This window comes from Flagellimonas hymeniacidonis (assembly GCF_008040165.1).
Classification (GTDB): domain Bacteria; phylum Bacteroidota; class Bacteroidia; order Flavobacteriales; family Flavobacteriaceae; genus Flagellimonas; species Flagellimonas hymeniacidonis.
This window is the reverse complement of the sequence record NZ_VRUR01000001.1, coordinates 1,926,075-1,937,543: the sequence shown is the minus strand read 5'-3', so window position 1 is coordinate 1,937,543 and position 11,469 is coordinate 1,926,075. Positions and strand designations below refer to the sequence as shown.

Here is an 11,469-nt window from a genome sequence, read left to right as displayed (position 1 = left end):
ATGGAAAAATCCAAAATTTTAGGGCTCATTCTTGGCCCAGTAGCCTTTCTAATTTTAAATAGTTTACCCATTGAACTCGTTTCAGAAAAAGGAGACCCTGTTATTTCGGTTGCCGTTTGGATGCTGATTTGGTGGATTACCGAAGCAGTTTCTATTTCCGTTACAGCGCTTCTGCCCCTATTACTTTTACCCTTGTTAAATGTATTACCCATTGCAGAAGTAGGTGCCAATTATGGGAGTCCAATTGTATTCCTCTTCTTTGGTGGTTTTGTCATGGCACTTGCTCTGGAAAAGGTGAATCTTCACAAACGAATTGCACTCAACATTATTAGGCTTACTGGCACAACTCCAAACAAAGTTATTCTTGGATTTATGATTGCTACCGCATCCCTAAGCATGTGGATAAGCAATACCGCAAGTACTGTAGTGATGTTGCCCATTGCGCTTTCTGTGATTAGTTTATTGATTAATGACGAAGATGGTTTTACTAAAAACGATAAGAATTTTGCTTTAAGTGTTATGCTTGGCATCGCATTTTCCGCCAACGCTGGAGGAATTGCCACAGTTATAGGAACCCCTCCCAATTCTGTATTAATTGGCTTGTTAGAGAATGAATATAATACTGAAATCTCTTTTCTTAAATGGATGACTTTGGGACTACCTTTTTCAATCATTATGATTGGTATCAGTTATTTGGTATTAGTGAAATGGATGTATCCTAATCGAGATTTAAAATTCAATGCTTCCAAAGAAGTTATTCAAACCGAGCTACAAAAACTTGGGCCTACCTCTGGCAAAGAAAAAATGGTACTCGCTATTTTTGGTGTCACTGTTTTTCTATGGATTTTTAGAACCTTAATCAATTCTATCTTTCCAAATCTGGGACTCACAGATACCATGATCAGTATTTTTGCTGCCATTTCGCTCTTTGGAATTCCCTACAACTTAAAAAAAGGAGATTTTATCATTCGATGGAGCGACACTTCAAAACTAGCATGGGGCATTTTAATATTATTTGGAGGAGGATTGGCTTTGGCAAAAGGAATGTCATCAAGTGGAATTGTAGATATGGTTGCAAATGCTATTGCCGCGAGTGAAATCAGCATTCTTCTTACCGCATCTTTACTGATTCTTTTAATGCTCTTTATGACGGAATTAATGAGTAACGTGGCCCTAGTCGCTGTGCTGGCTCCTGTGGTGGCGGGTATTGCCATTGGATTGGACATCCCAATTCTCTATTTATTAATTCCCGTTACTATTGCAAGTAGCTGTGCTTTTATGCTTCCCATGGCTACCCCGCCAAATGCTATTGTTTTTGCCAGTGGTTATGTGAAAATTGCTCAAATGGCTCGGGTTGGCATCTTATTAAATCTAATTGCTGTAGCCCTTCTGATATTGGTATTTCAATTTGTAATACCATTATTGTTCTAAAAATAAATAACCCCTCCATAAGGGGAGGGGTCACTGATAAACTAACTAACTCAAAAAATAGTCTGAAACTAACTATACTATTGGATATAGGGATCAAAACCAGCAGGTAAGTAACCAGCGGTTTCAAATCCTAAATCAATTTCATCACAATCATCAATATAATTGATTGCTTTCAAGGAAAACGCACCACTATATGGATCAAAGTTTTCCGGTAGATATTTTGCGGTATCAAAACCTAGTTCCCAATCCTGGTCATCTTCAATAAAAATGACCTTATTGATATCAAATTCTTCTTCTAATCTATTGACGCTTTTGGCATTAACGAATGTTGCCGCAAACGCAAAAAGTACTGTTGCTACTATATAATTCCTGTATTTCATAACTGTTGTTTTTTAATCTGTTACAAAGATAAAACCACTAAAAATGAAGATTATTATATTTAGTTTTTTGTTAACGAATCGGTTAAAAAACAGAAAAAGAAGCATTGATAATTCTACGTTTCAACGGTTAGCAAACTGGCAGTAGAAGTGTCCAAATTTTGTCAGATTGATAGTGTTAAAACTTTTTTTTTGCCATCTACACTAGGTCGATTTATGTGTTATTTTTTTGTTAACTGCTTTTAATCGATACATCTGTTGGTGAAAGGAAACATTGGCCCATATAAAAAGCCCTCAAAAAGAGGGCTTTTCATGACTAACTAACTCAAAAATTTGTAAAATGAAAACTAAAACATCCTACTTAGTTTGACCTTGTGTAAGGGTCAAATCCTTCTGGGAGATACACTGAAGTATCAAAACCCAATTCTATTTCTTCATCCTCAATAAAGTTGATGGAAGCTACTTCCGTTGGAGCTGAATAAGGATCAAATCCTTTTGGTAAAGAATAGTCACTATCCATTCCTAAGTTAAAATCTACCTCCTCCTCTATATAAGGAATAGCATTTAAATCTATGTATGCCTCGTATGGTGAAAAACCCTCTGGAAGATAATCTTTGGTGTTAAAACCTAAATCTAGATCCTCATCTTCTATATAATGTATAGCATGTACATCAACATTTTCTGCATAGGGATCAAAACCTACCGGCAAATATTCCGAGGTATTGAAATCCAAATTCAAATCAGTATCAGCTTCTATATATATAAGGGAATTCAAATCAAAATAAGTTTCATAAGGATTAAAGTCCTCAGGAAGGTAATCGGAGGTATCAAAACCTAAATCAATTTCCGATTGTTCTTCTATAAACTCAATTTCTTTTAAATCTAATTCAAAGGATCCTTCATTTGATAAACCATAAAATTTAGAAGTTTCCTTGTTTGCTTCAGTATTGATGTTCAATACTGTAAAATTGTTCTCAAACGTACTGGCTGTTTCAGATTTGGTTTCTACAACAGTTCCGCCCGTACTTTGTTGGTCGTCTGCTACGGCGGGACTACCTAATAGTACACATCCGTAAATCATTAATAATTTGTTCATTTTTGATTGAATTTTTTGATTGATGTAATATGCTTATAAGACTACCCAAATTTTAAAATGTTACAGCTTTTTTGTTTTTTTTAGGGAAAACTAATGTTTGCTGAGCCCAGCTATAGGTGGTGTTTCAACGGGAAGTACCAGTAAAACGCAATACTCCCAGAGATTGATGCTTTTTGAAAAAAAATAAGAGTTAATAATTATTTAACAGTCTGTTTTCATGTTTTTTAGGTTCTTTGGCGGCACTGATTATATCAAATTGACCCAACAATGATTCAAAAATTGCTTTCCAAGGTTGTCTTAGTTATTTTTTTGATTGGTACTTATCAAACCACCGAGGCCCAACTTTTTAAAAAGAAAAAGAAAAACAGCGAACAAAAAGCTGAAGCCAAACCTAAAAAAGGAGACATACAACCTTACAATAAGGTCATCACCAAAGATGCTAAAACAGACAAGGGTCTTTTTCTAGTGCATACGGTTGACAATAAACATTACTATGAGATTCCAGATTCTTTGTTCAATCGGGAGATGCTTATGGTAAGTAGAATTTCAAAAACCGCTACGGGAATTGGATTTGGTGGTGGAAAAATCAATACACAAGTACTCCGTTGGGAGAAAAAACATAAAAAAGTTTTGGTGCGTGTGGTATCTTACGGAAACGTAGCTGCTGATTCCTTACCAGTGCATGAGGCAGTAGTTAATTCCAATTTTGAACCCGTCCTATTTTCTTTTAATATTAAAGCCCTCAATGAAAAAGATTCGTTGAATCCTGCTACCGTAATAGAAGTAGACGCTCTATTTACAAAAGATGTCAATGCTTTAGGTATGCCAGAACTCTATCGCAAACGATATAAGGTTAGTCGTTTAGATGGAGAACGTAGCTATATTGAATCTATACATAGTTATCCTTTAAACATTGAAGCGCGACATGTAAAAACCTATGTTGCGAAAGAAGCCCCAAGCAATAAAAGCCTAGGTTCCATATCCATTGAAATCAACAATTCCATGATTCTATTGCCAGAAGAACCTATGAAACGTCGCTATTTTGACGAACGGGTGGGATGGTTTGCAAGAGGTCAAGTAGATTATGGGTTGGATGCGCAAGAAAGTAAAACGGTTCGCTATTTAGACCGCTGGCGATTAGAAGTAAAAGATGAGGATATTGAAAAATACAAAGCTGGTGAATTGGTAGAACCCAAAAAGCCTATTATCTATTATGTAGATCGCGCTACCCCAAAAAAATGGGTTCCTTATCTAAAACAAGGCATTGAAGATTGGCAAGTTGCTTTTGAGGCAGCCGGTTTTAAAAATGCAATTTTGGCCATGGATCCCCCAACAAAGGAGGAGGACCCAGAATGGTCTCCAGAAGATGTTCGCTATTCGGTAGTTCGCTATTTAGCCTCTCCTATCCCCAATGCAAATGGCCCACATGTTAGTGATCCACGTAGCGGTGAGATTTTGGAATCCGATATCAACTGGTACCATAATGTAATGACGTTGCTTCGCAATTGGTTTTTTGTACAAACTGCGGCTATCAATCCGGAAGCACAAAACGTAGCCTTTAAAGACGAAATTATGGGAAGGTTGATACGTTTTGTATCTGCCCATGAAGTTGGTCATACGCTCGGACTTCCTCATAATATGGGAAGCAGTGTGGCATATCCTGTGGATTCACTACGGTCTGCAACCTTTACCAAAAAATTTGGGACCGCCCCTTCTATAATGGATTATGCCAGATTCAACTATGTGGCCCAACCGGAAGATAAAGGCGTGGCTCTAATGCCAGACATTGGTGTCTATGACAAATATGCGATACGATGGGGCTATAAACCTATTTTAGATACCAGAGCAGAAGATGAGAAGTCTGTTTTAAACGGCTGGATAAGGACCCATGAAAACGACCCTATGTATCGTTTTGGACATCAGCAAATAGGTGACATACATGATCCCAGTTCGCAGACAGAAGATTTAGGTGACGATGCCATTAAGGCAAGTTTATATGGTATTGCAAATTTGAAAAGGATTGTCCCCAATTTAGCAAAATGGACTACCGAAGAAGGAAAAAATTATGATGACCTAGAAACACTATACGGACAGGTTGTAAGTCAGTTTAGGAGATATATGGGGCATGTATCCAATAATATTGGTGGTGTTTACGAATATCATAAAACGGCAGATCAAGAAGGAGCCGTATACACCCATGTAGATAAGCAGCATCAAAAAAATAGTATGAATTTCATGCTTGAACAGTTATTCAAGACTCCAAAATGGCTTATCGATCAGGATATCTTCAATAAAATTCAATACTCTGGTTCTGTGGAACGCATTCGCTCTGCACAAGTTCGTTACCTAAATAACATATTGCACTTGGGCAAAATGGCCAGGATTATAGAAAACGAAACTGCCAATGGAAACAATGCATACAAGTTATTGGACATGATGGGTGATTTGCGCCAGGGAATTTGGTCAGAAACACGAAGCGGAAAAGTTATTGATACTTACAGAAGGAACCTTCAGAAAGCACATATTGACCGATTGGAGTATTTGATGACAGCAGAAAACCAGAAAAAGCTCTCTGATTTTGGTGGGTATCGCAAGTCAACCATAGTTAACACGAGCCAATCCGATATTCGTTCCGTTGCCCGGGCCGAATTGAACAATTTAAAAAGAGATATTAGAAATGGTCTTGGCAGAATCTCTGACCGCATGAGTAGATACCATCTTCAAGATGCTTTGGAGCGTATTGATTTAATTCTTGATCCTAAATAGATAGCTCAAATTGTAAGAAATTGCAGCAAAATCTCCATGGTTTCATTCAAACCGTGCATTTTGTCGATTACACCATACCTTTTGACAGATACACACCTAAAAAACTGCGTTTCACAACATATCATGGCTATTAGATAAAGGTTTCTCTATTTTAGTAATCCCAAATCCTAATATCATGACCTATAAAATCAAAAGCCTTATCTATTTTTCCTGTTTTTTGATTGCAGCCTTCGCATACAATGTTGTAGAACAGCGAGAGGAATTCCAAAATAAAATGCAATCCCAAGAAGTCTCCAAAACCGAGTTTGAAGATCAAGTTGTTTTGGAAGAACTTCAAGAAGAAAACGCAGATAAACAAGAGTAGGTCTCTCCTTCATCATCCCTGTTAAAAGCTTCATAAATAATGGATAGGTTTTAAACCATTGGGCGTAATCTATGTCCAAAAATCAAATCATTAAAATTTAAACATATGAAGCGATTAGCAACACTGCTGGTCTTAATGACCACATTGGGCCTAACTGCCCAAAAACAAGACGGTCCCAGAAAAGGAAGAGAACTAAAAGCCAATTTGACCACCGAACAATTGGCCACATTGAGCACCAAAAAACTGACATTGCTCTTGGATTTAGATGATGGACAGCAAAAAAAGGTGATGGAAATTAATTTGGAACAGGCCGAAATGCGAAAGGCCAAACATGCAGAGATTACAGCAAAGAAAGAAAGTGGAGAATGGAAAAAACCTACGGCAGATGAACGATTTGAAATTGAAAATACCCGATTAGATCATCAAATTGCCCAGCACCAAAAAATGAAAAAGGTATTGACAGAAGAACAATACCAAACATGGAAAAAATTGAAATTGAAAAAGATCATGAACGGCAAAAAGAAAATGCAGGAGAAAGGAAGAAGAGGATAATGTTTTTTGTTGATTTTGAAGCCGCATCAGCCATGGGTGCGGCTTCTTTTTTGGTTATATACCAACCTTACCATGCTAGTCATTACACAAGCTAAATTTGCATTGCCTAAATCCATTTTAACATTTTATCCCGTATATATAATAACAACTCCTCCTAAAGGCTGTCGTAACCTTTAAAAATATATACGATGAGGATATTATTTATTATTTCAGCCCTAGCCACCCTATTTACTATTTCCCTTACCGCACAAAAAGGATATAATTGCCCTTCAGATGAATGTGCTTATCAGCCTGGAGAAAAAGCATACCTATTTGGTAATGATGTGAAGTTAAGATCTGGACCCGGGATAGAATCTGAAGTATTGGAACTCTTAAAAATCGGAGAATGGGTAGAGATTATTGAGAAAACCAATTTTTCATGGCCGTATAAAGGTTTTGATTCCCCTTTTTACAAAGTAAAGTATGACAAAGTCACCGGATATATTTTAGGTGGATTACTGTCTTTTCAAAAGAAAACATTGAATGAGCACCATTATTATTTTGCATATTCCAAAGAAGGCAAGACTACTTATTTGAACATTAGGAATGTGAAAAATGGCGCCTATATTGAAAAAAAGGTCCCCTTGGCCCATCCTAATATCGATATTAAAATATTGGATGGTAAAGGTCTTTCAGGGGTAGATGGAATGTTCTATGTTGATTATTATGCGGAAGCTTGTGGTCTAGAAAATGGCGGAATCTACTTTTTTGCGCATGGTGATGAGCTTACCAAAGTAGCAACGCTTTCCCAAATTTCAGATTCGGGTATACTACAATATTCAGAAAAGTTCATTTTTCCAGAAGATGAAGGGGGTATCCCAGAAAAAATTCTTTTCAAAAAAGAAAGAAATGAAGTTTATGATGAGTCCACTAATTGGTCCAAAATGGCTAAAGAAAAGCGAGAGTTGAGCTGGGTAAACGGGAAATTAATTCCAGATTACAAACAGAAAGCTTCCAATTAGCACAAATACAAATCCCCTTTCGCTTTTTTTGAAGGGGATTTTAAGCAAAATTACATTACAAATAAGTGCTGATTATCACACTATATACTAAAACATTCTTCATTATCGGCTATTTTGCCGATATCTTTAATTATCGGTTATTTTGCCGATATTCTTTATTATCGGTTATTTTACCGATATTTGTAACATGAGTATAGCAACCGCCATAATAACCGGAGACATTATCAATTCTAGAAAAGCAACACCAGAAGCATGGTTATCCTCTTTAAAGAAGGTGCTAAATATCTATGGCAGAGAGCCTAAGCAATGGGAAGTTTACCGTGGCGATAGCTTTCAATTGGAAATCCTCCCAGAAAAAGCATTGGAAGCCGCCATCCATATCAAAGCAAGTTTAAAGCAAGAAAGGGGTATTGATGTAAGAATGGCCATTGGTCTTGGTGAAAAAAATTACAGTTCAGAAAAAATTACAGAATCCAATGGGTCAGCATTCGTACATTCTGGAGAATGCTTTGAAGGCCTAAAAAAACAGACCCTGGCCCTAAAATCAAATTCAGAAGCTTTTGATACTACACTTAACCTTATGCTACAATTGGCAGCCCTAAGCATGGATGATTGGCTACCGGCCACTTCCAGAGTTGTAACTACTGCAATGGAACACCCCGATGCTAATCAAAAAGAACTGGCTGCAATATTGGATAATTCCCAAAGTAACATCAGTGAAGCACTATTACGCGCCGGATTTGACGAAGTACAAAAAATGATACAATTCTATAAAACCCAACTTACAACACTATGATGCTCTTTGCCCTTAAACTTATACTGGCCCATTTTCTAGGAGATTTTGCATTTCAACCGACCCACTGGGTAGAAGACAAAATAGAAAAAAAGTGGAAATCAAAATACCTATACTGGCATATAGGCATCCATCTAATTGCTTTGTTAGCTTTACTACAACTGCAACATATTGGAGTTATAGCTGTAATCATTATTTCCCATTACCTAATTGATTTGGGCAAACTAACCTTTACCAATGAAAAAAATTACAGATGGCTTTTTGTGGCGGATCAAATATTGCATCTATTGGTAATAGCAGGAGTTATTTATTGGGTAACCCCTTTTGACTTGGATTTTCAAACCTTATTTAGCGAAAAAATTCTATTATTTATTACTTTCCTTGTCTTTGTTACATACGTTTCAGGTATTCTAATGCGTATGTTATTAGCGCCCTATTTTGCAGAAATATTAAAAGAAGATGACGATGAAGGAAGTTCTCTAAAAAATGCTGGTAAATACATTGGCATGTTAGAACGTCTATTTGTTTTTGGTTTTATTTTATTGGACCAATGGGCAGCTATTGGTCTACTGATAACCGCAAAATCAGTTTTTAGATTTGGGGATCTCAACAAAGGCAAAAACAGAAAACTTACGGAGTATGTGCTTATTGGAACATTGTTGAGTTTTGGCCTCGCCATACTATCTGGAATGGTATATGTCTATCTTCTTGAAATTATTTAAAACAATGCATTATTTTACTGATTACTAGAAATTTAACGTATCTTAGATACTAGAAGTCTTCCCCCTAATTTAGTATCAACGCAAAACATCATTCATCTTGATTCTTCCCTTTAACAGTCTAGAGGTTGACCTGATATATGCTTTTGCCAATAAATCTATGGAGACATGAACAAATCCATTCAATCCTTTCACAAACTTCTTTGCATAATCTTCTTTACACTTCTTTTACAGGCTTGCGCACCACAAAAAATCAGTGTAGCCAAATATACTCCAGAGGTACTTATTTCTTGGAATCAAAAAATAATGGAAATCGCTATCGAAGAGGATGGATTACTAACTTTAAAAGGGCTTAGAACCGTTACTATGATGCATATTGCTATTCACGATGCATTGAATTCCATAGCTCCCTTATACAACACTTATGCTTACAAGGGAGAAGAAATTTATACCGAGCCTATTGCTACAGCTGCTTATGCTGCATATACCGTAGCGGTTAGGCAATATCCAGATAAAAAAAGTGTATTTGAAGCGGAATTGCATAAATGGATAAAGAATATTAAAGATGAAAATGCTACATCCAAAACCCTCGCCGAGGCTTCTGCCCTTAATATTCTAAATAAGCGAAACAAAGATGCGTGGAATGGAGAGGCAGATTACACCTGGCATCCAATGGCTCCAGGAGTGTATGCTGAGTTTAACGAACACAGCGGAACCCCAGTGGGGTTTATTTTTGGATCCGGTTGGGCCAAAGCAGAGCCTTTTATGCTTCCTGCCCAGAACTATTTCAGATCACCTCCACCTCCTGAAATCAAAAGTGATGCTTACACCAAAGCATTCAATGAAGTTAAAGCGGTGGGAAGTACTCAAAATCCAACAAGAACATCAGATCAAACCCATTTAGCCATGTGGTGGAAAGATTTTGTTGAAAACTCCCATAATAGATTGGCAAGACAACTGGTCCTAAAGGAAAACTTAAATCTTTGGGAAGCTTCTCGGTTATTTGCGCTAATGAATATGGCTGTCTATGATGCTTATATCAATGTTTTTGATAATAAATTTCATTATAATCATTGGAGGCCCTACACAGCTATACGATGGGCAGAAAATGATGAAAACCCTGACACCCATGCAGATTTGGAATGGAATAATCTGCATCAACATACTTATCCCTTCCCTTCCTATCCTTCAGCTCACGGTACTGCAAGTTCTGCGGCCATGAAGACATTAGCCAATACTTTGGGAAAAGGTGACAATTATTCCTTTGTAATGATTACGGAAGAGGTGGATAGCGCAGGGCCATTTTCTGAAAAAGTCCAGATGGCACCTTCTACACGATCCTTTAATAGCTTTTCTGAGGCCGGACTAGAAGCATCTATGTCCAGAGTTTATTTAGGCATTCATTTTCGGTACGATTCTGAAGAAGGAAATAGCCTGGGAACAAAAATTGGTGGTTATGCTATTGAAAATTTTATGACTCCCATAAAATAAAAAGAGGTATGCTCTAGAGCATACCTCTTTTAACAGGTTAATTTATGCCTCTACTGTCTGATTCCAAACTCCAGTAGCTGCTGCTTTCTTCACATAATCTGAAAAATCTATTGGTTTTCGTCCTAATACCTTCTCAACATCATAGGTAATTACCTGATTGGATTCTTTCCCCAATACCTCGGTAAACAAATAATTGATCAACCAAACATAATCAGAAGGAACTCCTTGCTCTTCCATAGCTTTAACATATGCCTCCAAAGAAATAGAAGTAAATGCTATTTCCCTGCTTGTGGCCTGAGCTATTTCAGCCACAACCTCCTTAAATGTCAACAGTCTAGATCCAGTAAGTTCGTAAATCTGCCCATTGTGCTCATCATTCAGTAAGACCTCCACAGCCACATCTGCAATATCTTCAGCATCAACATAAGGAACTTTAACCTCTGCCTGTGGCAAGGCTACATGTCCTCCCAAAATAGACTCTAAAAAGAAGCTCTCGCTAAAGTTCTGGTTAAACCAGCTGGCTCTTACAATGGTGTAATCTATTCCTGAATTGATTACTACCTGTTCACACAATTCCGCTTCACGTTCTCCTTTTCCAGATAAAAGCACCAGTTTTTTAATGTTTTTACGCCTAGCTATTGTCACCAAACCTTCAATTGCTTCCAACGCACCTGGAACTGCAAGGTCTGGTTGAAAGGTAATGTAAATCTTTTCCATACCATCAAGAGCAGCGGACCACCCTTCTGGATTGTCCCAATCAAATGCAGGGCTTTCACTTCTGGACCCAATTCTTACGTTATGTTCCAAATTTTGTAGACGTTTTACAATTCTTCGTCCTGTTTTTCCTTTTCCTCCTAATACTAAAATGTTGCTTTTCAT

Annotated in this window: 11 protein-coding genes; 8 read left to right on the top strand and 3 right to left on the bottom strand. The window is 37.2% G+C overall.

Features of this window, described 5'->3' with window-relative positions; genetic code table 11:
* Positions 1–1,431 carry an SLC13 family permease gene (locus tag FVB32_RS08785; protein ID WP_147743330.1) on the top strand — a complete coding sequence of 477 codons (1,431 nt, stop codon included), beginning with the start codon at positions 1–3 and terminating at the stop codon, positions 1,429–1,431.
* Positions 1,432–1,508: 77 nt separating this feature from the next.
* On the opposite strand, the gene FVB32_RS08780 is transcribed toward FVB32_RS08785, so the two are convergent.
* Together FVB32_RS08780 and FVB32_RS08775 are read right to left on the bottom strand one after the other, a co-directional pair.
* Entirely contained in the window at positions 1,509–1,811 is a 303-nt protein-coding gene (locus FVB32_RS08780) for a hypothetical protein (protein WP_147743328.1), read from the bottom strand.
* Between the two features lie 358 nt (positions 1,812–2,169).
* Entirely contained in the window at positions 2,170–2,904 is a 735-nt protein-coding gene (locus tag FVB32_RS08775) for a hypothetical protein (RefSeq protein ID WP_147743325.1), read from the bottom strand.
* A gap of 267 nt (positions 2,905–3,171) precedes the next feature.
* Between FVB32_RS08775 and FVB32_RS08770 the strand changes: the two genes are divergently transcribed.
* From FVB32_RS08770 to FVB32_RS08740, 7 genes are all read left to right on the top strand, one after another.
* Positions 3,172–5,670: a zinc-dependent metalloprotease gene (locus FVB32_RS08770; protein WP_147743323.1), complete on the top strand. Its 2,499-nt coding sequence runs from the start codon at positions 3,172–3,174 to the stop codon at positions 5,668–5,670.
* A gap of 175 nt (positions 5,671–5,845) precedes the next feature.
* A complete protein-coding gene (locus tag FVB32_RS08765) occupies positions 5,846–6,034 on the top strand; it encodes a hypothetical protein (protein WP_147743321.1) in 189 nt (62 codons plus the stop codon).
* Positions 6,035–6,139: 105 nt separating this feature from the next.
* The gene (locus FVB32_RS08760; RefSeq protein WP_147743319.1) at positions 6,140–6,586 is read left to right on the top strand and encodes a hypothetical protein; all 447 of its coding nucleotides are present in this window, start codon (positions 6,140–6,142) and stop codon (positions 6,584–6,586) included.
* A gap of 188 nt (positions 6,587–6,774) precedes the next feature.
* Positions 6,775–7,587 carry an SH3 domain-containing protein gene (locus tag FVB32_RS08755; protein ID WP_147743317.1) on the top strand — a complete coding sequence of 271 codons (813 nt, stop codon included), beginning with the start codon at positions 6,775–6,777 and terminating at the stop codon, positions 7,585–7,587.
* A 187-nt stretch (positions 7,588–7,774) separates the two neighbouring features.
* The gene (locus tag FVB32_RS08750; RefSeq protein WP_147743315.1) at positions 7,775–8,383 is read left to right on the top strand and encodes a transcriptional regulator; all 609 of its coding nucleotides are present in this window, start codon (positions 7,775–7,777) and stop codon (positions 8,381–8,383) included.
* Complete coding sequence (locus tag FVB32_RS08745; RefSeq protein ID WP_147743313.1) at positions 8,380–9,102, top strand: DUF3307 domain-containing protein; 723 nt, start codon at positions 8,380–8,382, stop codon at positions 9,100–9,102. The genes FVB32_RS08750 and FVB32_RS08745 overlap by 4 nt, the downstream gene beginning before the upstream one ends.
* A 165-nt stretch (positions 9,103–9,267) precedes the next feature.
* A complete protein-coding gene (locus tag FVB32_RS08740; RefSeq protein WP_147743311.1) occupies positions 9,268–10,590 on the top strand; it encodes a vanadium-dependent haloperoxidase in 1,323 nt (440 codons plus the stop codon).
* 42 nt (positions 10,591–10,632) lie between these two features.
* Here FVB32_RS08740 and FVB32_RS08735 read toward each other — a convergent pair whose 3' ends face one another.
* A complete protein-coding gene (locus tag FVB32_RS08735; protein ID WP_147743309.1) occupies positions 10,633–11,469 on the bottom strand; it encodes an NmrA family NAD(P)-binding protein in 837 nt (278 codons plus the stop codon).